Origin of the sequence: Paraburkholderia hospita (genome assembly GCF_002902965.1) — a bacterium.
Taxonomy (GTDB): domain Bacteria; phylum Pseudomonadota; class Gammaproteobacteria; order Burkholderiales; family Burkholderiaceae; genus Paraburkholderia; species Paraburkholderia hospita.
Map to the genome: position 1 here is coordinate 314,744 of NZ_CP026106.1, position 20,308 is coordinate 335,051.

19 protein-coding genes are annotated in these 20,308 nt (G+C 63.1%); 15 read left to right on the forward strand and 4 right to left on the reverse strand.

Annotated elements, in window-relative coordinates; all coding sequences use genetic code 11:
• Positions 1–167 precede the first annotated feature (167 nt).
• From C2L64_RS19750 to C2L64_RS19765, 4 genes are all read left to right on the forward strand, one after another.
• The gene (locus C2L64_RS19750; protein WP_007586604.1) at positions 168–401 is read left to right on the forward strand and encodes a hypothetical protein; all 234 of its coding nucleotides are present in this window, start codon (positions 168–170) and stop codon (positions 399–401) included.
• Positions 402–572: 171 nt separating this feature from the next.
• Positions 573–1,505, forward strand: a complete 933-nt coding sequence (epsC, locus tag C2L64_RS19755) for a serine O-acetyltransferase EpsC (protein WP_007586603.1) — start codon at positions 573–575, stop codon at positions 1,503–1,505.
• Positions 1,506–1,543: 38 nt separating this feature from the next.
• Complete coding sequence (locus tag C2L64_RS19760; RefSeq protein ID WP_007586602.1) at positions 1,544–2,380, forward strand: AraC family transcriptional regulator; 837 nt, start codon at positions 1,544–1,546, stop codon at positions 2,378–2,380.
• Positions 2,381–2,460: 80 nt separating this feature from the next.
• A complete protein-coding gene (locus tag C2L64_RS19765) occupies positions 2,461–3,381 on the forward strand; it encodes a DMT family transporter (RefSeq protein ID WP_007586601.1) in 921 nt (306 codons plus the stop codon).
• Positions 3,382–3,571: 190 nt separating this feature from the next.
• Here the strand turns inward: C2L64_RS19765 and folE are convergent, their stop codons facing one another.
• Together folE and C2L64_RS19775 are read right to left on the reverse strand one after the other, a co-directional pair.
• Entirely contained in the window at positions 3,572–4,201 is a 630-nt protein-coding gene (gene folE, locus C2L64_RS19770) for a GTP cyclohydrolase I FolE (RefSeq protein ID WP_007586600.1), read from the reverse strand.
• Between the two features lie 144 nt (positions 4,202–4,345).
• Positions 4,346–5,269 carry a LysR family transcriptional regulator gene (locus tag C2L64_RS19775; protein ID WP_007586599.1) on the reverse strand — a complete coding sequence of 308 codons (924 nt, stop codon included), beginning with the start codon at positions 5,267–5,269 and terminating at the stop codon, positions 4,346–4,348.
• Positions 5,270–5,410: 141 nt separating this feature from the next.
• Here C2L64_RS19775 and C2L64_RS19780 point away from each other — a divergent pair, with 141 nt between their 5' ends.
• The 10 genes from C2L64_RS19780 (at position 5,411) to C2L64_RS19825 (ending at position 17,599) form a co-directional block, all read left to right on the forward strand.
• On the forward strand, positions 5,411–6,589 hold the full coding sequence (locus C2L64_RS19780) for a 4-hydroxybenzoate 3-monooxygenase (RefSeq protein WP_007586598.1): 1,179 nt from the start codon (positions 5,411–5,413) through the stop codon (positions 6,587–6,589).
• Positions 6,590–6,896: 307 nt separating this feature from the next.
• Positions 6,897–7,598 carry a 3-oxoacid CoA-transferase subunit A gene (locus C2L64_RS19785; protein WP_007586596.1) on the forward strand — a complete coding sequence of 234 codons (702 nt, stop codon included), beginning with the start codon at positions 6,897–6,899 and terminating at the stop codon, positions 7,596–7,598.
• Between the two features lie 12 nt (positions 7,599–7,610).
• Positions 7,611–8,270, forward strand: coding sequence for a 3-oxoacid CoA-transferase subunit B (locus C2L64_RS19790; protein ID WP_007586594.1), 660 nt, complete (start codon positions 7,611–7,613; stop codon positions 8,268–8,270).
• A 143-nt stretch (positions 8,271–8,413) separates the two neighbouring features.
• Positions 8,414–9,796: a 3-carboxy-cis,cis-muconate cycloisomerase gene (locus tag C2L64_RS19795; protein ID WP_039901171.1), complete on the forward strand. Its 1,383-nt coding sequence runs from the start codon at positions 8,414–8,416 to the stop codon at positions 9,794–9,796.
• A 4-nt stretch (positions 9,797–9,800) separates the two neighbouring features.
• Complete coding sequence (gene pcaD / locus C2L64_RS19800) at positions 9,801–10,592, forward strand: 3-oxoadipate enol-lactonase (protein WP_007586591.1); 792 nt, start codon at positions 9,801–9,803, stop codon at positions 10,590–10,592.
• Complete coding sequence (gene pcaC, locus C2L64_RS19805; RefSeq protein WP_007586589.1) at positions 10,589–10,987, forward strand: 4-carboxymuconolactone decarboxylase; 399 nt, start codon at positions 10,589–10,591, stop codon at positions 10,985–10,987. Before pcaD ends, pcaC begins: the two co-directional genes overlap by 4 nt.
• 994 nt (positions 10,988–11,981) lie before the next feature.
• Complete coding sequence (locus C2L64_RS19810) at positions 11,982–13,883, forward strand: ABC transporter permease (protein ID WP_007587333.1); 1,902 nt, start codon at positions 11,982–11,984, stop codon at positions 13,881–13,883.
• Positions 13,880–14,686 (forward strand): ABC transporter ATP-binding protein, encoded by an 807-nt coding sequence (locus C2L64_RS19815; RefSeq protein WP_007587332.1) that lies wholly within the window; start codon positions 13,880–13,882, stop codon positions 14,684–14,686. Before C2L64_RS19810 ends, C2L64_RS19815 begins: the two co-directional genes overlap by 4 nt.
• Positions 14,683–15,396 carry an ABC transporter ATP-binding protein gene (locus tag C2L64_RS19820; RefSeq protein WP_007587331.1) on the forward strand — a complete coding sequence of 238 codons (714 nt, stop codon included), beginning with the start codon at positions 14,683–14,685 and terminating at the stop codon, positions 15,394–15,396. Before C2L64_RS19815 ends, C2L64_RS19820 begins: the two co-directional genes overlap by 4 nt.
• Before the next feature lie 994 nt (positions 15,397–16,390).
• Entirely contained in the window at positions 16,391–17,599 is a 1,209-nt protein-coding gene (locus C2L64_RS19825) for an ABC transporter substrate-binding protein (RefSeq protein WP_009771600.1), read from the forward strand.
• Between the two features lie 66 nt (positions 17,600–17,665).
• Here C2L64_RS19825 and C2L64_RS19830 read toward each other — a convergent pair whose 3' ends face one another.
• Positions 17,666–17,917, reverse strand: coding sequence for a hypothetical protein (locus C2L64_RS19830; RefSeq protein ID WP_007748721.1), 252 nt, complete (start codon positions 17,915–17,917; stop codon positions 17,666–17,668).
• Positions 17,918–18,173: 256 nt separating this feature from the next.
• On the opposite strand from C2L64_RS19830, the gene C2L64_RS19835 reads away from it, so the two are divergent.
• Entirely contained in the window at positions 18,174–18,755 is a 582-nt protein-coding gene (locus tag C2L64_RS19835; RefSeq protein ID WP_009771601.1) for a DUF6496 domain-containing protein, read from the forward strand.
• A 74-nt stretch (positions 18,756–18,829) separates the two neighbouring features.
• On the opposite strand, the gene C2L64_RS19840 is transcribed toward C2L64_RS19835, so the two are convergent.
• Positions 18,830–20,158, reverse strand: coding sequence for an aspartate aminotransferase family protein (locus C2L64_RS19840; protein WP_009771602.1), 1,329 nt, complete (start codon positions 20,156–20,158; stop codon positions 18,830–18,832).
• Between the last annotated feature and the right edge of the window lie 150 nt (positions 20,159–20,308).

The following is a 20,308-nucleotide window of genomic DNA, read 5'->3' on the forward strand; positions in this document are numbered from 1 at the left end:
TTTTTACTATTTTTTTGATGGACGCCCTTTTCCTACAGAGTATGATTCTGGTTCGAGTGTAGCAACGCACACAAGAGCATGACCGCTGCAGTCTCATGGACTGCCACGACACACGGCATCGCACTCGCAAAAGGACCATCTATGAGGCAGTCAGGGGCGGGTGACTCATGCACGTTGATGCTGCATTCACACATCGTGGCTACTTGCTTAACTGCGCGCCAGCGCGCGCGGGCGATGGGACTTGGCAACCGTATGTGGTCGTGTCGCGCTCCAGCGATGGCGAACTCGTCGCCAACCGCTTCTTTCCCACCGACCTCCGCTTCACTGACGAAGCAGCTGCTATCGCGCATGCCCGCGACTGGGCCGTGCGCTGGATCGATGCAAGCAGTATGACCGTATAGCACGTCATTTGCTACGCACTCCCGCACATGCAACGGCCGGCACTGCATGAGCTGTTCCGTATGCGTTCATTATGCAATCCGCACCGGCGCCCGGCGGCGCGCGCCGAAACGCGGTAATCTCTGGGGACAATTCACTATCGTCGCGCTTCACGCGCGACTGCCGTCCTCGCCATGTCAAATGTTTCCTCCCACAACTGGGGCCTCGAACAGATCGTCGCCGAACTGCGCGCGTCGCGTGAGGAACTGCATCGCACGCGCCATCCGCGCGGCATCCGCGAGCTGCCTTCTCGCGATGGCGTGATCAACATCGTCGCGGGATTACGCGCCGCGCTTTTCCCGACGCACTATGGCGCGCCCGATCTGACCGACGAGAGCGTCGATTATTACGTAGGTCATACGCTCGAAAGCACGCTGCGCCTGCTGGCCGAGCAGATTCGCCGCGCGTTGCGCTTCTTGCCGGAGCACGCGGAGACGCCGGACGCCGATCTGAGCGCGCTCGCATTCGATGTCGCGCGCCAGTTCGGCAAGCAGTTGCCGGGCATTCGCGCATTGCTGGTCAGCGATATCCAGGCGGCGTACGTCGGCGATCCTGCCGCGCAGCACATCACGGAAATCCTGCTCTGCTATCCGGGCGTATGGGCGATGACGCATCACCGGCTCGCGCATGCGTTGCACCGGCTCGGCGTGCCGCTGCTCGCGCGGTTCATCAACGAGATCGCGCACTCGGCGACGGGTATCGACATTCACCCTGGCGCGCAGATCGGCCCGAGTTTCTTCATCGATCACGGTACGGGCGTCGTGATCGGCGAAACGGCGATCATCGGCGAGCGCGTGCGTGTCTATCAGGCGGTGACGCTCGGCGCGAAGAGTTTTGCTGCGGATGAAGACGGCACGCTCGTGAAGGGCAATGCGCGTCACCCGATCGTCGAAGACGATGTTGTGATTTACGCGGGCGCGACCATTCTGGGGCGCGTGACGATCGGGCGCGGCTCGGTGATCGGCGGCAACGTGTGGCTCACGCATAGCGTGCCGCCGGGCAGCAGCGTGTCGCAGGGCAAGATCCGCGAAGGCGAGCGCGGGCGCAACGACGAAGGGCGGCGCTGATGCGTGGGCGTGTTTCATCTGTGCGGGCGCCTGAGACGATGAAGCCGCGTGGGCGCGTCCAGATGCTGCGTTGCGCGCTCGGCGGCGTCGAAGCGACCGTCGCGCATACGACGCACGCGTTCGCGCGTCATTCGCACGATCGCTTTGGCATCGGCATCGTCGTCGCTGGCGGGCAGCGTTCGGCAAGCGGGCGCGGCCCTGTCGAAGCGCGCGTGAACGATGTCATCACCGTCAATCCCGGCGAAGTGCATGACGGCAGTCCGCTCGACGAACACGGACGCGCCTGGCGGATGCTGTATTTCGAGCCGTCGCTGGTGATCGGCACGGTCGCCGAATGCGCGGAGTCGCCGCTGCGGGAAGTGGAGTTGACGCGCCCCGTGTTGAACGACGCGGAACTGTCGCTGCGTTTTGCGCGACTTTTCTCGGTTGCAGTGAACGAGGCAAACGAGGGCGTGTCGCCCGACAATCTCGCTTGCGAAGAAGCGTTGGTCGCGTTGTTTTCGTACGTCGCCCAATACCACGCGACGTCATTGCCGCACAGACCCGGGCATATTGGTCCTGTAGGTCCCGTAGCGCGCGCAAAAAACCGTATCGACGACGATCCCGCGTCGGCATCGACGCTCGCCGATCTCGCCGCCGAAGCCGGTATGAGCCGTTTTCAGCTGCTGCGCAGTTTCGCGCATGAAGTCGGTTTGCCGCCGCATGCCTACCGGATGCAGCGCCGTGTCTTGCTGGCGCGGCAACTGATCGCCAGCGGTTCCACGCTGGCGGATTCCGCCGTCTCGGCGGGCTTCTCCGATCAAAGCCATATGACGCGCGCTTTCGTGCGGCTTCTCGGTGTCACGCCCGCGAGCTACGCGGCCGCTGTCCGCTGATCCTCTGCAATAACGTTCAAGACCGCGCGTGGGCGTGGGCCGTACGCTCGCCTCATCGTTCGATACGAGGAGGCAGTGGCATGAACGCGCGTTACGTCGGTTATTCCTTTTGCGCGCTGGCGATGATCGGCGTGGGCAGCACGGTCGTCGTCAGCAAGGCGATAGCGGGCGGCTTGCCGCCGTTCGCGGCGACGGCTTTGCGCTTTGCGATTGCGTTTCCCGTCTTTGTCGCAATGATGCGCGTGCGAAAAGTCCGCTGGCCGAAGCTCGACGCGCACGATGCGTTGCTCGTGATCGCGCAGGCGGGCGCGGGAAGCGTCGGCTATACGGTTTGTCTGATCGGCGGGATGCGGCTCGCGTCGGCCGCCGATGCGGGTGTGATCGCGGGGACCTTGCCTGCGGTGTCGGCGGGTTTCGCGGCGCTCGCGCTCGGCGAGCGTCCGTCACCCGCGCTGCTTGGCGCGATTGCGCTCGCGACGCTGGGCGTGCTCGCCTGCACGGTGCGCCTCGACGACGTGGCGGCCGCGAGCGGCGCGCATTCCCTCGCAGGTAATGCGCTGGTATTCGCCGCAATTGTGTGCGAAGCGCTCTTCATCTTGCTCAACCGCAAGCTGCGCACGCCTGTGCCGGCTTTGCCGCTGTCGGCGCTGATGAGCGGGATCGGCTTGCTTGTCGCGATCGTGCCCGCCTGTTTCGAGCAGCCGTGGCGTCTGCCATTCGATGCGAACGTTGTTGCCGCGCTCGCGGGCGTCGTCTATTACGCGCTCGTGCCGACGGTGCTTGGCTTCGTGCTGTGGTACGCGGGCGCTTCGCGCCTGAGCGGCGCGGAAGCGGGCCTCGTGACGGCGCTCGTGCCCGTGTCGACGCTCGCGCTTGCGGCGGGCGTGCTGCATGAGCCGATCAGCCATGCGCAGGTGGTGGGCGTCGCGTGTGTGCTGGCAGCGGTGCTGCTCGCGACGTTCGGACGGTTTCGGTCGATGAGGATGCGCGCGGAAGCGTGATTGAGCCGATCCTGGCCTTGCTCGGACTGCTTCAGATATCAGACTTTTTCTATTCGACTGATTTCAGTCAGAACCACTAAGCTTGTTTTGAGAGTTGAGACTCTGACCAGACCGCTGGGGCAACCACGCGCTATCCGGCGCGTGGCTAAAGCAGGCCAATAATCCCGACTCTCAACAAATCCTCGACAAATCAGGTATTCGCCACGCTAACGGAAGTCGGACCGTGGACGATCGACAGAAACTCGCGGCGCGTCGACGGGTCGGTGCGGAACGTCCCGAGCATGCGCGACGTCACCATTTCGACGCCGGCCTTGTGCACGCCGCGCGTCGACATGCATTGATGCGATGCTTCGAGAATCACGCCTACACCCTTCGGCTGCAATACTTCGTTGAGCGTATCGGCGATCTGCACGGTCATCTTTTCCTGAATCTGCAGACGCTTGGCGAACGCATCGACGAGCCGCGCGAGCTTCGAGATGCCTACCACGCGATGCTCCGGCAGATAAGCGACATGCGCGCGCCCGATGATGGGCACCATGTGATGTTCGCAATAGCTTTCGAAGCGGATGTCCTTAAGCACGATCATTTCGTCGTAGCCGTCCACTTCGGAGAACGTACGGGCCAGAATCTCGCGCGGATCGACGTCATAGCCCGCGAAAAATTCTTCATACGCTCGCACGACGCGCGCGGGCGTGTCGAGCAGCCCTTCACGCTGAGGATTGTCGCCGGCCCAGCGCAGCAGCACGCGCACGGCTTCTTCGGCCTCGTCGCGGGACGGCCGGCCGGGTGCGTCGGCGGACGTTGTGTTCTTCGTATTCATCCTTCGCTCCAGTTCCAGTAAAACGCGCATCGCACGTTGCGGCATTGTTCCATGTTTCCCGGCCCTACGCCGAACAGGGATATGCGTCGCGGGCTCGTGCGGGCGTTACAGGTGGGCCTTATATGCGTGCCTTATTTGCGTAAATTACTTCGGCCACTCGTCCTTCGCATCGTTGAACAGCTCGGCGACCACGCCGCGCAGCCAGCTTGCGCGCGGATCATTGTGGAACTTGCGATGCCAGTGCTGGCGCAAGTCGAAGCGGGGCAACGGCAAAGGCGGTTCGACGAGCGTGATCGACGCGTGTTCCGACACGTACGCGAAGCCGATCGCGTGCGGCACGGTTGCGATCAGATCGGTGCGCGCGAGGATGAACGGCAGGCTCATGAAGTGCGGCGTCTCCAGCACGGCGCGCCGGCGGATGCGTTTTTTCTCCAGATACTGCTCGAGCACTTCCTGGCTGCGTCCTTCCGCACGCACGACGGCATGCCCAAGGCCGATGAACTGATCGAGCGTGAGCGGCGCGCCCGCGAGCGGATGATCGCTGCGCATCAGACAGATGAACCGGTGCGTGAACAGACGCTGCTGGAAGAAGTTGTTACCGGAAAGATCGGGAAAGTAGCCGACGGCGAGATCGACATCGCCCGATTCCAGCCCGCGCTCGACATGTGCGGGCGGCAGCGATACCGAACGCAGATTCGCATGCGGCGCGCGCTCGGCGAAGAGCTGCAACAGCCGCGGCAGGAACACGATCTCGCCGACGTCGGACAACGCCAGTGAGAACGTATGCGTCGACGTCGTGGGATCGAAATCCTGCGAGTCGAGCATGCCTTTCTCGATGCGAGCGAGCGCCTCGCGGGCAGCGGGAATCAGCGCGAGCGCGCGCGGCGTCGGCTCCATGCCGCGCGACGTGCGAACGAACAGCGGGTCGTTGAAATACTCGCGCAAGCGGCCGAGCGCGGTGCTCACGCGCGGCTGGCTCACGCCGAGACGTTCGGCGGCGCGGCTCACGTTGCGCATGTCTTCGAGCGCGACGAGGTAGGGAATCAGGTTGAGATCGAGTTCGGCCATGCTGGGGTGCGCGGGCGCGGGAAGACGCTCGCGCAGTATCGGTTATGCGTATACAACCTATCCTAAAAATCGCGTTGTCGCATATTCGGGAAAGCGCCGAGAATCGTTTGAATACCCGAACAAAAGACTCGGAGACGAACGATGCGCACTCAAGTTGCCATTATTGGCGCGGGTCCCGCCGGTCTGCTGCTGTCGCATCTGCTGCGGCTGGCGGGCGTTGAATCGGTGGTGCTGGAAAGCCGGTCGCGCGAACATTGCGAGCATCGGATACGCGCGGGCGTGCTCGAACAGGGCACCGTCGATACGCTCAACGAAGCCGGCCTCGGCGCGCGGATGCAGCGCGAAGGGCTCGTGCATCACGGCATTGAGCTGCTGTTCGAGCGCAAGCGGCATCGAATCGATCTGACGGCGCTGACGGGCGGCCGCGCGATCACCGTGTATGGTCAGCATGAGGTGGTGTGCGACATGATCGCCGCTGCTGTCGAGCACCAGCAACAGCTGTATTTCGACGTGTCCGAAGTGTCGCTGCACGATCTGACGAGCGACAAACCTTGGATTCAGTTCACGCACGATGGCGCAGTGCAGCGTATCGACTGCGACTATGTGGCAGGCTGCGACGGCTTTCACGGCGTTGCGCGCGAGTCGATTCCCGCCGATGCGCTGCAAAACTTCGAACGTATCTACCCCTACGCATGGCTCGGCATCCTCGCCCACGCCGCGCCGACCTGCGACGAACTCGTCTACGCGCATCACGAGCGCGGCTTCGCGCTCTTCAGCATGCGTTCGCCGGAGGTGACGCGTCTCTACCTGCAATGCCGTCCCGACGAAGACCTCGCGCAATGGCCCGACGAGCGCATCTGGGCCGAGCTTCACGCGCGCTTCGAGAATGACGAAGGCTGGCTGCCCGCCGTCGGCGACATCACGCAGAAGGGCGTGACGCCGATGCGCAGCTTCGTGTGCGAGCCGATGCAGTACGGCCGCCTCTATCTTGCCGGCGACGCCGCGCACATCGTTCCACCGACGGGCGCAAAAGGCATGAACCTCGCCGTCGCCGACGTGCGCATGCTGTCGAAGGCGCTCGCGGCGCGCTATCGCGAAGGCCGCGACGATCTGCTCGCCGCTTATTCGGCGACCTGCCTGGAACGCGTCTGGCGCGCCGAGCATTTCTCGTATTTCATGACAAACATGCTGCATCCGTCGTTCGATGACACGCCGTTCATCAACCGGCTGAAGATGGCCGAGCTGCGGTACGTCGCCCATTCCGATGCGGCGTCGCGGATGCTGGCAGAGAATTACGTGGGGCTGCCGTTTCGCGATTGATTTGCGGGCCCGGCGGCAGGCGGAGCGGCATAGGGCAAACCACGAAACCGTTGCCTTGACAAGAGACGCAGGCGCAAACCATAATGCGCCGGTACGTTCGCTAAACGAAACTGTGTTCGCATTAAGAACTTTTCGCAAGTTCGACGGGCGATAGGGATTGAAGGGCGAGCCAAACACGCAGGTCTGCATTCCGTCGTCAGCAGACTATGAAGGACGAAAGCGGACGTGGAGACCGTCCGGCGCGCGTTTCGCCAGTTATCTGGTGGATCGTGCGGCGCGGATCGACGCGTTTCAGAGGATATTCGACATGATCAACAAGATTTTCGAGTCACTCCAGTCGGCGGTTGCCGACGTGCATGACGGCGCGACCGTCATGATCGGCGGCTTCGGCACGGCGGGCATGCCTTCCGAACTGATCGACGCGCTCATCGAACAGGGCGCGAAAGAGCTCACGATCGTCAACAACAACGCCGGCAACGGCGACACAGGCCTCGCCGCGCTGCTCAACGCGAAGCGCGTGCGCAAGATCATCTGCTCGTTCCCCCGTCAGACCGACTCGTACGTGTTCGACGCGCTCTATCGCGCGGGCGAAATCGAACTGGAACTCGTGCCGCAGGGCAACCTGGCCGAGCGCATCCGCGCTGCGGGCGCAGGCATCGGCGGCTTTTTCACGCCGACGGGCTACGGTACGAAGCTCGCCGAAGGCAAGGAAACGCGCGAGATCGACGGCAAGCATTACGTGCTGGAAGCGCCGCTGCACGCGGACTTCGCGCTGATCAAGGCGTACAAGGGCGACCGTTGGGGCAATCTGGTGTATCGCAAGACGGCGCGCAACTTCGGCCCGATCATGGCGAGCGCGGCGAAGACGGCAATCGTGCAGGTGTCGGAAGTGGTGCCGCTTGGCGCGCTCGACCCGGAAGTGATCGTCACGCCGGGCATCTTCGTGCAGCGTATCGTCGAAGTGCCGCAGGCGGCCCACGCCTCGCAACGCCCCGAACAAGCCGCCTGAAGGAGACCCGACATGAAACGACTGACCCGCGATGAAATGGCGAAGCGCGTCGCGCAGGACATTCCTGAAGGCGCTTACGTGAACCTCGGCATCGGCGTGCCGACGCTGGTGGCCAACCACCTCGACGCGAGCAAGGAAATCTTCCTGCACAGCGAGAACGGCCTGCTCGGCATGGGCCCCGCGCCCGCGAAAGGCGAGGAAGACGACGAACTGATCAACGCCGGCAAGCAGCACGTCACGCTGCTGACGGGCGGCGCGTTCTTCCACCATTCCGATTCGTTCGCGATGATGCGCGGCGGCCATCTCGACTACTGCGTGCTCGGCGCGTTCCAGGTGTCGTCGAAGGGTGACCTTGCGAACTGGCACACGGGCGCACCCGATGCGATTCCCGCTGTCGGCGGCGCGATGGATCTGGCTATCGGCGCGAAGCAGGTGTTCGTGATGATGGAGCATCAGACCAAGCAGGGCGAAAGCAAGATCGTCGCCGAATGCTCGTACCCGGTGACGGGCGTCGGTTGCGTGGACCGCATCTACACCGACCTCGCGATGATCGACGTGACGAAGGACGGCCTCGTCGTGCGCGAAATCTTCTCGGATATCGACTTCGCGGAACTGGAGAAGCTGACGGGCGTCGCGCTGATCGACGGCACGCAGCAGGCTCGCGCGGCTTGAGGCTTGCTCAGGCTGGACACGTAGCAGCCACGCGCGCGCAAATGCGCGCGTGACCTCGGCGCGGCGTTCGGCGACAATGAAGCCGAACGCCGCGCGCTTTCAGGCGCGACTCAACGCGCATTCATCCCAACGCACAGAACATCATGCTAGAAGCTAGCGCTCGCTTGACTGGCCTGATCTGCGGCACGCAGCCGATGAACGACATCTGGTCGCCGCGCGCGACGCTGCAACGGATGCTCGACGTCGAAGCGGCGCTGGCGCGCGCATCGGCGGCACATGGCGTGATTCCGCAATCGGCCGTTGCCGCCATCGAGGCAACCTGCCGCGCCGACAAGCTCGATGCCGACGCGCTCGGCCGCGACGCCGCGCTCGGCGGCAATCTCGCGATTCCCCTCGTCAAGCAACTGACCGCGCGCGTCAAGGACGCCGATGCGGAAGCGTCGAAATTCGTCCATTGGGGCGCGACGAGCCAGGACATCATCGATACGGCGACCGTGCTGCAACTGCGCGATTCGTTCGATCTGCTCGACGGCGCCTTGTCATCCACCTGCGATGCGATTGGCGCGCTCGCGCACCAGCATCGCGCGACGCCGATGATCGGCCGCACATGGCTGCAACAGGCGCTGCCCATCACGCTCGGTTTGAAGTTCGCGCAGTGGCTCGATGCGCTGCTGCGCCATCGCGAGCGGCTCGACACGTTGCGCGAGCGCGTGCTCGTGCTGCAATTCGGTGGCGCGGCCGGGACGCTCGCGAGTTTGCGCGACAAGGGCGGCATGGTTGCCGCCGCGCTGGCGAAAGAATTGAGTCTGCAAATGCCCGCTGTGCCGTGGCACACGCAGCGCGACCGCATCGCCGAAACGGCGTCGTTCTTCGGCATGTTGATCGGCACACTCGGCAAGATTGCGCGCGATATCTCGCTGCAAATGCAGACCGAACTCGGTGAACTCGGCGAGCCGGTTGCCGCCGGCAAAGGCGGCTCGTCGACGATGCCGCACAAGCGCAACCCGGTCGGCTGCGCAGCCGTGCTGACGGCGGCGGCGCGCGCGCCTGGCCTCGTCGCAACGGTGTTCGGTGGCATGGTGCAGGAGCACGAGCGCGCGCTCGGCGGCTGGCAGGCCGAATGGGACGCGCTGCCCGATCTCGCGCGTCTCGCGGGCGGTGCGCTGGCGAACATCGAACAGATCGCGCAGGGACTCGAAGTGAACGTCGAGCGGCTCGCGGCGAATCTCGAGGTGACGCATGGGCTGATTCTCGGCGAAGCGGTGATGCTCGCGCTCGGCGACAGAATCGGCCGGATGGACGCGCATCATCTCGTCGAGCATGCGTCGAAAGAGGCTGTGAAGAGCGGCAAGACGCTCTTCGACGTGCTGGCTGCCGATGCGGCCGTCACTCAACATCTGCCCGTCGAGCAACTCAGGCGTCTGCTCGATCCGGCGCATTACGTGGGCAGCGCGCACGCTTTCGTGGACGCCGTGCTGGCTCTTCATACCGCGCGCAAAGCACGCGTGAACCAACATCAGGAGTAAAGGAATGCCTTACGCCGCAGTCAATGGCATCGAGCTTCACTACCGGATCGACGGCGACCGGCACGGCAACGCGCCGTGGCTCGTGCTGTCGAATTCGCTCGGCACCGACCTGTCGATGTGGACGCCGCAGGTTGCCGAATTCGCGAAGCACTTTCGCGTGCTGCGTTACGACACGCGCGGCCACGGCCATTCGGAAGCGCCGAAGGGACCGTATTCGATCGAGCAATTGACGGGCGATGTGATCGGCCTGCTCGATACGCTGAAGATCGCACGCGCGAATTTCTGCGGCATTTCGATGGGCGGGTTGACGGGCGTCGGCCTGGCGGCGCGCCACGCGGACCGTATCGATCGTGTCGTGCTGTGCAATACGGCGGCGCGCATCGGCTCGCCGGAAGTCTGGGTGCCGCGCGCGGCGCGTGCGCGCACGGAAGGCATGCTCGCGTTGTCGGATGCTGTGTTGCCGCGCTGGTTCACGGCGGAGTTCATTGCACGCGAGCCGATCGTGTTCAATTATGTGCGCGACGTTTTTGTGCACACCGATAGGGAAGGCTACGCGCTGAACTGCGAAGCGATCAATGCGACGGATCTGCGGCCCGAGACGCCTGGCATCAAGGCGCCCGCGCTTGTGATTTCGGGTACGCATGATCTCGCCGCGACGCCAGCTCAAGGCCGCGAACTGGCGGCGGCGATTCCGGGCGCGCGGTATGTCGAACTGGATGCGTCGCATATCTCGAACATCGAAGTTTCCGACATGTTCACGAAGACCGTGCTCGATTTTCTGAAGGGGCAGCGATGAACGACGATCAACGATACGAAGCAGGCATGGGCGTGCGCCGCGCGGTGCTGGGCGATGCGCATGTGGACCGGTCGCTGGTGAATCGCACGGAAGTGACGGAAGAGTTTCAGAATTTCATCACGCGGTATGCGTGGGGTGAGATCTGGACTCGCGACGGGTTGCCGCGGCATACGCGTAGTTTGCTGACTATTGCGATGATGGTCGCGCTGAATCGCAGCGAGGAGCTTGCTCTGCATTTGCGCGCTGCGCGGAATAATGGGGTGACGCGGGAGCAGGTTAAAGAAGTTCTGTTGCAGACTGCTATTTATTGTGGGGTGCCTGCGGCGAATTCTGCTTTTCATCTGGCTGATAAGGTTTTTAAGGAGCAGGATGAGCAGGATGCCGGGAAGGGTTAGTCTCGGGTAGTGGTTTTTTTTGGCGAAGCCGTTGTGATTGTGGGTCACGCGGCTTTTGTTTTTTTAACCGGTGCATGTGATGCGCCTATGCGGCGCGGGCGGTTTGGTTTCGGTTTGCTCGTGGTTGCGCTGGCATCCGCGTTATGCCTTCGTGCTTCAAGCGTCGCCCCTGTGCGGGGCGGCACCTACTTTTCTTTGCCGCCGCAAAGAAAAGTAGGCAAAAGAAAGCGGCTAACACCGCCAGATCTTCTTCTTGCCTGAGGGCCCCCAAGGGCCCCGTATTTCACACGGCAACGTATCTGTACGCGTGCGTTGCGAACGCTCTCTCCATACGCCTCACCCGCTTCATGTGCCCGCGTCGCAGCACGCCGTGCCAGATAGACCTCGGCCGCCCAGGTGGCAAACTGTGTGTAGGCTTTCGCGCCGTACGCGCATCACTCCGGACTGAATCGCAAGGTTGGTGTTTCTGGTAAGAGCACTAACCTGTGCGGTGCGACAACCTACACACAGTTTGCCACCTGGGCGGCACAAACCATTCGCTGCTGCTGGCCCTTGTACGGGTGTCTGAAGTGGGTGAGGCATCAGTTCGAAGCGTTGGCAACGGGCAGGCGATAGCGCGTTACCGCGTGGAGCGCGGGGCCGCCGGGGGCCCTCAGGCAAGAATAAATGTTGGCGGTGTTAGCCGCTTTCTTTTGCCTACTTTTCTTTGCGGCGGCAAAGAAAAGTAGGTGCCGCCCCGCACAGGGGCGACGCTTGAAGCACGAAGGCATAGCGCGGATGCCAGCGAAAACGCAAACATACCGACCGGCAACTCCTGCACACAGAAAGCACACCGCGGATGCCCACCGCAAAGACAGACAGACCACCCCCACCGCCCCGCGGCTGCAAACAAAAAACCAAACCGCAGATCAAAAACCCCTGCAAACCAAAAACATTTCCGGTATACCTGTCGCCCGACACAACCTAACCCCAACCCACCCGCCGCCAGGCAAAAATGCTTCCCAACCTGCTAGTCCAATTGATCAACGGACTCGCCGACGCCTCGGCGCTCTTTCTCGTCGCGGCGGGCCTGTCGCTGATCTTCGGCGTCACGCGCATCGTCAACTTCGCGCATGGATCGTTCTACATGCTGGGTGTCTACGTTGCCTACAGCATCGCGAGCCGCTTCGGCACGAGCAGCGTCATCGGCTTCTGGCTGTCGATGCTCGCCTCTGCGCTGGTGATCGGCATACTCGGCGCGCTCGTCGAGTTCGTCGTGCTGAGGCGCATCTACAAGGCACCCGAACTGTTCCATCTGCTAGCGACATTCGCGCTCGTGCTGATCTTCCGCGACGCCGCACTCGCGATATGGGGACCGCAGGACCTGTTCGGCCCGCGCGCGCCGCGTCTGTCCGGTGCCGTCGAACTGCTCGGTCATCAACTGCCCACGTGGGACATCGCGTTGATCGTAATCGGGCCGCTCGTGCTCCTGTTGCTGTGGTACGCGTTGACGCGCACGCGCTGGGGCACGCTCGTGCGCGCGGCGACGCAGGATCGCGAGATGCTCGGCGCGCTCGGCATCAACCAGGCGTGGCTGTTCACGGGCGTGTTCTTCGTAGGCGCGTTTCTCGCGGGGCTTGGCGGCGCATTGCAGGGACCTCGCATGTCGGCGAATCTGTCGCTCGATATCGAAACGATCGGCAACGCGTTCGTCGTCGTCGTGGTCGGCGGGATGGGTTCGATTCCGGGTGCGTTCATCGCGGCGCTGCTGATCGCGGAGATCAAGGCGCTGTGCATTGGCATCGGACATGTGTCGTTGTTCGGCGTCGACCTGTCGTTGAGCCGATTCACGCTCGTCGCGGAGTTTGTCGTGATGGCCGTCGTGCTCGTCGTGCGACCGTGGGGCCTGTTGGGACGCGCGACGTCGACGGTTCGCGCGGCGGCGCCCGCGGAAATGCCATTGAAGCCCGCAGGCAAGCAGCTCAGGTGGCTCGCGGCATGCGTGCTGGCCGTGCTCGTGCTCGCGCCGCTCGCCGCCGGCGCATTTCCGTACATGCCCGTGCTGCTCGTCGAAATTCTGATTGCCGTGCTGTTCGCGGCAAGCCTGCACTTCATCATGGGACCGGGAGGCATGCATTCGTTCGGTCATGCCGCGTACTTCGGCCTGGGCGCGTACGGCGCAGCGCTCTTTCTGAAAGTGGTCGATCTGCCGATGGAAGCCGCGCTCGTTCTCGGGCCGCTCCTCGCGGTGCTCGGCGCGCTGGTGTTCGGCTGGTTCTGCGTGCGACTGTCGGGCGTGTATCTGGCGATGCTCACGCTCGCGTTCGCGCAGATCGTCTGGTCCGTCGTGTATCAGTGGGACGACGTGACGGGCGGCAGCAACGGCATCCTTGGGCTATGGCCGTCGAACTGGCTGTCGTCGCCCGTCGCCTACTACTACCTGACGCTCGCGTTCGCCGTGCTCGGCGTGTGGCTGTTGCGCCGCATGCTGTTCTCGCCGCTTGGATTTGCGATGCGCGCGTCCCGCGATTCGGCGTTGCGCGCGGAAGCCATCGGCATCGACACGAAACGCGTGCAATGGGCCGCGTTCGTGATTGCGTCGCTGTTCTGCGGGCTTGCTGGCTCGCTGTACGCATTTTCCAAAGGCACGATTTCGCCGGAAGTGATCAGCGTGAGCCGTTCCGTCGACGGACTCGTGATGGTGCTGCTCGGCGGCATCCAGACGTTGACGGGGCCCGTCGCGGGCGCGGCGCTGTTCACGTGGCTGCAGGACACCGTCGCGCGTCAGACCGACTACTGGCAGGCGCTGCTAGGCATCGCGATCCTGTTGCTGGTGATTGCGTTTCCGCAAGGCATCGTGGGGTTCGTCCGCGAGCGCTTCGAGCGCGATGAAGCACAAGCAGGAGGCCGCCAATGAGCCTTCTGCGCGTATCGAATCTGTCGATGTCATTCGGCGGCGTGAAAGCCGTCGACGACGTTTCGTTCGACGTGAAGCCCGGCGAACTGCTCGCCTTGATCGGCCCGAACGGCGCTGGCAAATCGACGTGTTTCAACATCGTCAACGGACAACTGCGTCCGACGCACGGCTCGGTGATGCTCGACGGACACGAACTCGTCGGCATGCGGCCGCGTGATATCTGGCGACGCGGCGTCGGCCGCACGTTCCAGGTCGCGGCGACCTTCAACTCGATGACCGTACTTGAAAACGTGCAGATTGCGCTCGTATCGCGCGAAAAGCGTCTATACGGATTGTGGAAACCGGCAGCGTCGCACTTCGAGGATGAAGCGCTTGCGCTGCTCGAGCAGGTCGGCATGACGGCGCATGCGCAACGCGCGTGCAGCGTGCTTGCCTATGGCGACGTGAAGCGTGTCGAGATGGCCATTGCGCTCGCGAACCGACCGAAGCTGCTGCTGATGGACGAGCCGACGGCGGGCATGGCGCCGCAGGAACGCACTGAGCTGATGGCGCTGACGAAGCGTCTTTCCGCCGAGCGCAATATCGGCGTGCTGTTCACCGAGCACAGCATGGACGTCGTATTTTCCACTGCGGACCGGATCATCGTGCTTGCGCGCGGCAAGCTGATTGCGCAGGGCGACGCGGAAACGATACGCAACGACGCCAACGTGCAGGCCGTCTACTTCGGCACGGGCAAGACGTTCCAGCCGCGCGCGGCGTTATCGCACGATGGCGGCGAGCCACACACGGAGCCGCGCACATGAACGCACCACTGCTGAAAGTCGACGGACTGAATGCGTTCTACGGGCGCGCGCAAATCCTCTTCGACGTGAGCCTCGAAGTGGGGCGCGGCGAAGTTGTCGCGCTGATGGGCCGTAACGGTGCGGGCAAATCGACGACGATGAAGTCGATCATGGGGTTGATGGCGCGTCGTGAAGGCGCGATTCATTTCGACGGGGCCGATATCTCTGCGTTGCCGCCGCATCGGATTGCCCGGATGGGGCTCGGTTATGTGCCTGAAGATCGTCGGGTGTTCTCTGGTCTCACTGTGATGGAGAATCTCGACACGGGGCGGCAGCCCGAGCGCGCGGGGGCGCCTGCGTGGACGCCCGACAAGCTCTTCCAGCTGTTTCCGAATCTCGGTGAGATGCCGCAGCGTCTCGGCGGGCAGATGAGCGGTGGCGAGCAGCAGATGCTCACTGTGTCGCGGACGCTGATGGGGAATCCGTATCTGGTGTTGCTCGACGAGCCGTCGGAAGGCGTCGCGCCTTTGATCGTCGAGCAGATGGCTAATATGATTCTTGAGCTCAAGCGCGAGGGGTTGTCCATTCTTCTGTCTGAGCAGAACTTTCATTTTGCCGAGCTGGTCAGTGACCGCGCGTATGTGCTCGAAAAAGGTCAGATTCGGTATGGTGGGGCGATGCACGAACTCGCGCGGGATGATGGTGTGCGGCGGGCGTATCTGGGGGTTTGATGTCTGCGACGCTGGGGGTTGGGGTTTGGTTTTCGCTCGCATCCGCGAGGGGGTGGTTGCTGCGCATGCCTTGTTTTGTGGTGTTTTGTCTTTGCGCTGGCATTCGCGTTTAGGCCTTCGTGGTAAGGGCGTTGCCGGTTGGTTTGGTTGTTCTAGCCTTTGCGGTGGCATCCGGGATTTGTCTTCGTGGCGCGGGCGGTTTGGTTTGCTGGTTTTGTCGCTGGCATCCGCGCTATGCCTTCGTGCTTCAAGCGTCGCCCCTGTGCGGGGCGGCACCTACTTTTCTTTGCCGCCGCAAAGAAAAGTAGGCAAAAGAAAGCGGCTAACACCGCCAACATTTCTTCTTGCCTGAGGGCCCCCAACCGGTCCCACGCTTCACACGGCAATCACGTGACGCATGCTTGTTGCCATCGCTCTGAATTGACGCCTCACCCACTTCACGCGCCCGCGTCGCAGCATGCCGTGCCAGATATTCCACCGCCGCCCAGGTGGCAAACTGTGTGTAGGCTGTAGCGCTGCACACGCTTCACTTCGGACCAATAGCGCACGCGTCCCACCATGTAAGAGCGCCAAGCTATACGACGCGACAACCTACACACAGTTTGCCACCTGGGCGGCGCAAACCATTCGCTACCGCTAGCTCTTGTTCGGGTGTTTGAAGTGGGTGAGGCGGTCATTCGAAGCGTTGGCAACGAACGCGAACAGAAATGCTGCCGTGTGAAGCGTAAGACCCTTTGGGGGCCCTCAGGCAGGAAGAAATGTTGGCGGTGTGAGCCGCTTTCTTTTGCCTACTTTTCTTTGCGGCGGCAAAGAAAAGTAGGTGCCGCCCCGCACAGGGGCGACGCTTGAAGCACGAAGGCAAAACGCGGATGCCAGCGCAACCACGAGCAAACCAAAACCAACGCCCGCACCGCGAACGCAAAGAACCGGTACGATTCAACCTTCACCCATCCCACCCGCACCCTTGAACGGATAAATAAAACGGAGCCACCGCATGACCTCGCGCGCAGCATGGATTTCCCGCATTGCCGCTTCACTAGCCGTCTCGCTGACGGCCCTCAGCGCTTCCGCGCAACAGACCATCAAAATCGGCGAAATCAACAGCTACAAGGCACAGCCCGCCTTCCTGATGCCCTATAAAAACGGCTGGAATCTCGCGTTAGATCAGGTAAACGCAACCGGCGGCGTGCTAGGCAAAAAGCTCGAAGTAATCTCACGCGACGACAACGCGAACCCCGGCGACACGATCCGCGTAGCGCAAGAACTCATCGCCCGCGAGCAGGTGCAACTGCTGTTCGGCGGCTATCTGTCGAACACGGGCCTCGCTCTAACGGACTTCGCGAAACAGAAGCGCATGTTCTTCCTCGCCGCCGAGCCGCTCACCGACAAGATCGTCTGGGCCGACGGCAACAAGTACACGTACCGCCTGCGTCCTTCCACGTACATGCAGGTCGCGATGCTCGTGCCCGAAGCGGCAAAGCTGAAGAAAAAGCGCTGGGCACTCGTGTACCCGAACTATGAATACGGCCAGTCGGCGGTGGCCACGTTCAAGAAGCTGCTGAAGGCCGCGCAGCCCGACGTCGAGTTCGTCACCGAACAGGCAACCCCGCTCGGCAACCTGGACGCCGGCTCGACCGTGCAGGCCCTCGCCGACGCGAAGCCCGACGCGATCTTCAACGTGCTGTTCAGCGCAGACCTCGGCAAGTTCGTTCGCGAAGGCAATACGCGCGGGCTATTCAAGGACCGCAGCGTCGTGTCGCTGCTGACGGGCGAGCCGGATTATCTCGACACACTCGGCGCAGAAGCGCCCGTCGGCTGGATCGTGACGGGCTACCCGTGGTATTCCATCGATACACCCGCGAACAAGAAGTTCGTCGCGGACTACGAAGCGAAGTATCACGACTATCCGCGCCTCGGTTCGGTGGTCGGCTATGCGGCGCTGATGTCGATTGCAAACGGCATCAAGAAGGCGGGCTCAACCGATCCCGACAAGCTCGCGGCCGCGTTCAAGGGCTTGAATGTCGATACGCCGTTCGGGCCGATCATGTATCGCCCGCAGGACAACCAGTCGACGATGGGTGCGTTCGTCGGTGTGACCGCGTTGAAGGACGGCAAGGGTGTGATGACGTCGTATCGCTATATCGACGGCGCGAGCGTGCAGCCGTCCGACGCCGAAGTGAAGAAACTGCGTCCCGCGGACTGATTCCGCGAACAGGTAAGACGCGTCCGGAAGGCCAGCCGCGCGGCTGGCCTTTTTATTCGCGCGCCATCATTCCTCGGCGTCGTGCTCGGCCACGAAATGGCGCAGATACGCGAGCACGGCCGCTTCCGCCGCGCGATGGTCCGCGCAGCTTTTCGAACCGGCGTTCTCTTCGTCGCCGAACAGCGTCGATGGCGCATTGTGCACGTCCACTTCCTGGCCTTCGCGGAAGATGCGGATCTCGTGCATCGTCTCCGCGTATTCCGCCACCCAGTGAATCCCTTCGATATGGGCGCCTGCCCTGACTGTCTGTGTGTTCATGAGGCGTCTCCTGACGGTTGCATCGCCGCCTTTGACGTAAACCATAGACGCTATCGGCGCATTGCGCAGCCTTCGTTGTGCATCGAGGCCGCCTGCGTCGTGATTGCCAGGCAGCGCGAATCGAAGCATCCCTTCGCTTGGCGAGCGGGCGGAGGACCGCAAAAACGCAGGGCTTTCAAGCCAGGACAGGCGTCGGCGAGGGCAAGGCACACCCGTTGCTGCGTATGGCAGGCCACCATTCAACGGGAGCACTGTCATGCCTGATAAAGCAACCCTCAAGCGTGCCGCCGCCGACAAGCGCGCCGGCAAGTCGTCGAGCACTCAAGCGGGCGAATTCGTGAAGGAAGAAATCGACCACGTACGCGAGGGCAAGCACGGCGTCAAATCGGCGAAGCAGGCGATCGCGATCGGTCTGTCGAAGGCTCGCCGCGCAGGCGTCGCGCTGAAGAAGCCGAAGGCGGGAACGACGAGCGCGGCCACGCGCAAGAAAGCCGCGAAGGACACGGCTGCGGGACCGAAGAAGACGCCTGCCGCAAAGCACTCAGCCGCGAAGAAGGCTACGGCGAAAACAGCCTCGAAGACCACGGCCGCACGCCGTCCGAGCAGCGAATCGACGGCGAAACGCTCGCGCGTTGCCAAGGCCGTGCTGAAACGCGAAAGCGGACAAGGCGCATCGAAGGAAGCGTTGTCGAAGCAGACCAAGGCAGCGGCAGCGCGTCGTCCGGCCGCAAGCCGCTCGGCTGCGGCGAAGAAGGCGGCTGCGACGAAGGGCGCGGCGGGCCGGTCGGCGGCCGCGAAGAAGGCTGCGCATACGCGGGCCGCGCGTGCGCATCACTGAAGGTCAGCGGGAGAACCGCCTCCGCGCTCGCCGCCGATTAAACGATCGGCGAGCAGCAGCGGCGTGCAAGACGCTTACTGGATCGAAGCCAGCGCGTTGCGGACGGTCTGGAAGATCTGGTCGATCTGCGCTTCGTCGATGATCAGCGGCGGCGAGAAAGCCAGAATGTCGCCCGTGAAGCGGATCAGCATGCCCGCCTCGAAGCACTTGACGAACGCCTCGTAAGCGCGCGCGCCAGGCGCGCCGTCGCGCGGCTCCAGTTCGACGCCTGCGACCATGCCGAGATTGCGGATGTCCTTCACGTACTTCGCGTCGCGCAGCGCGTGAACGGCGGCTTCGAACTTCGGCGCTATCGATGCCGCGCGCTCGAACAGCCCTTCGCTGCGATACAGGTCGAGCGTCGCCACGCAGGCGGCGGCGGCCAGCGGGTGCGCGGAGTACGTATAGCCGTGGAACAGCTCGATCGCGCCTTGCGCGCCGGCGTTGACGATCGTGTCGTGCACCGTGCGGCTCGCCGCGACGGCGCCCATCGGCACGGAGGCGTTATTGATCGCCTTGGCCATCGTCAGCAGATCGGGCTTCACACCGAAATATTCGCTGGCCGTTGCTGCGCCCAGACGCCCAAAGCCCGTGATCACCTCGTCGAAAATCAGCAGGATGCCGTGCTTCGTGCAGATGTCGCGCAGCTTCTGCAGATAGCCTTGCGGCGGGATCAGCACGCCCGTCGAGCCCGCGACGGGTTCGACGATCACCGCGGCGATCGTCGACGCGTCGTGCAGCGTGACGATGCGCTCCAGTTCGTCCGCGAGATGCGCGCCCCAGGCCGGCTGGCCCTTCGAGAACGCATTGTGTTCGAGGTTGTGCGTATGCGGCAGATGATCGATGGACGGCAATAGCGCGCCCGAGAACGTCTTGCGGTTCGGCGCAATGCCGCCAACCGAAATGCCGCCAAAGCCGACGCCGTGATAGCCGCGCTCGCGGCCGATCAGGCGCGTGCGCTGTCCTTCGCCGCGCGCGCGGTGATAGGCGAGTGCGATCTTCAGCGCGGTATCGACTGACTCCGAGCCGGAGTTCGTGAAGAACACGCGGTCGAGCCCTTCGGGCATCAGTTCCGCGACTTTCGACGCCGCTTCGAACGCGAGCGGGTGACCCATCTGGAAGGTCGGCGCGAAGTCGAGCGTGGCGGCCTGCTTCTGGACGGCAGCGACGATCTCATCGCGGCCGTGACCCGCGTTCACGCACCACAGGCCCGCGCATGCGTCGAGCACGTCGCGCCCGTCGGTCGAACGGTAGTACATGCCTTTCGCCGATTCCAGCAGGCGCGGCGCCGACTTGAACTGGCGGTTGGCGGTGAAAGGCATCCAGAAGTTCGACAGATCGTCGATTACAGGGCGCGAAGTCATGAGTTTCTCCTCGAATGGATAGCGAAACTGTAGCGTCCGAGGTTAAATGGCGGACATAAACAGTTCACTCACTGCGCTGCTAACTGTGCTGGTCGAATCGGACCAACTGTGCTGGAATTGACGCGGTATCTGTTGCCGTCTGGATTAACC

What these genes read in the sequence shown, in the direction of transcription:
- C2L64_RS19780 (WP_007586598.1), top strand. Translation starts at nt 5,411, where the DNA reads ATGCGCACTCAAGTTGCCATTATTGGCGCGGGTCCCGCCGGTCTGCTG.
- C2L64_RS19785 (WP_007586596.1), top strand. Translation starts at nt 6,897, where the DNA reads ATGATCAACAAGATTTTCGAGTCACTCCAGTCGGCGGTTGCCGACGTG.
- C2L64_RS19835 (WP_009771601.1), top strand. Translation starts at nt 18,174, where the DNA reads ATGCCTGATAAAGCAACCCTCAAGCGTGCCGCCGCCGACAAGCGCGCC.
- C2L64_RS19760 (WP_007586602.1), top strand. Translation starts at nt 1,544, where the DNA reads ATGAAGCCGCGTGGGCGCGTCCAGATGCTGCGTTGCGCGCTCGGCGGC.
- C2L64_RS19795 (WP_039901171.1), top strand. Translation starts at nt 8,414, where the DNA reads ATGCTAGAAGCTAGCGCTCGCTTGACTGGCCTGATCTGCGGCACGCAG.
- C2L64_RS19810 (WP_007587333.1), top strand. Translation starts at nt 11,982, where the DNA reads ATGCTTCCCAACCTGCTAGTCCAATTGATCAACGGACTCGCCGACGCC.
- C2L64_RS19790 (WP_007586594.1), top strand. Translation starts at nt 7,611, where the DNA reads ATGAAACGACTGACCCGCGATGAAATGGCGAAGCGCGTCGCGCAGGAC.
- C2L64_RS19825 (WP_009771600.1), top strand. Translation starts at nt 16,391, where the DNA reads ATGACCTCGCGCGCAGCATGGATTTCCCGCATTGCCGCTTCACTAGCC.
- C2L64_RS19820 (WP_007587331.1), top strand. Translation starts at nt 14,683, where the DNA reads ATGAACGCACCACTGCTGAAAGTCGACGGACTGAATGCGTTCTACGGG.
- C2L64_RS19750 (WP_007586604.1), top strand. Translation starts at nt 168, where the DNA reads ATGCACGTTGATGCTGCATTCACACATCGTGGCTACTTGCTTAACTGC.
- epsC (WP_007586603.1), top strand. Translation starts at nt 573, where the DNA reads ATGTCAAATGTTTCCTCCCACAACTGGGGCCTCGAACAGATCGTCGCC.
- pcaD (WP_007586591.1), top strand. Translation starts at nt 9,801, where the DNA reads ATGCCTTACGCCGCAGTCAATGGCATCGAGCTTCACTACCGGATCGAC.
- C2L64_RS19840 (WP_009771602.1), bottom strand. Translation starts at nt 20,158, where the DNA reads ATGACTTCGCGCCCTGTAATCGACGATCTGTCGAACTTCTGGATGCCT.
- C2L64_RS19765 (WP_007586601.1), top strand. Translation starts at nt 2,461, where the DNA reads ATGAACGCGCGTTACGTCGGTTATTCCTTTTGCGCGCTGGCGATGATC.
- C2L64_RS19815 (WP_007587332.1), top strand. Translation starts at nt 13,880, where the DNA reads ATGAGCCTTCTGCGCGTATCGAATCTGTCGATGTCATTCGGCGGCGTG.
- C2L64_RS19775 (WP_007586599.1), bottom strand. Translation starts at nt 5,269, where the DNA reads ATGGCCGAACTCGATCTCAACCTGATTCCCTACCTCGTCGCGCTCGAA.
- folE (WP_007586600.1), bottom strand. Translation starts at nt 4,201, where the DNA reads ATGAATACGAAGAACACAACGTCCGCCGACGCACCCGGCCGGCCGTCC.
- pcaC (WP_007586589.1), top strand. Translation starts at nt 10,589, where the DNA reads ATGAACGACGATCAACGATACGAAGCAGGCATGGGCGTGCGCCGCGCG.
- C2L64_RS19830 (WP_007748721.1), bottom strand. Translation starts at nt 17,917, where the DNA reads ATGAACACACAGACAGTCAGGGCAGGCGCCCATATCGAAGGGATTCAC.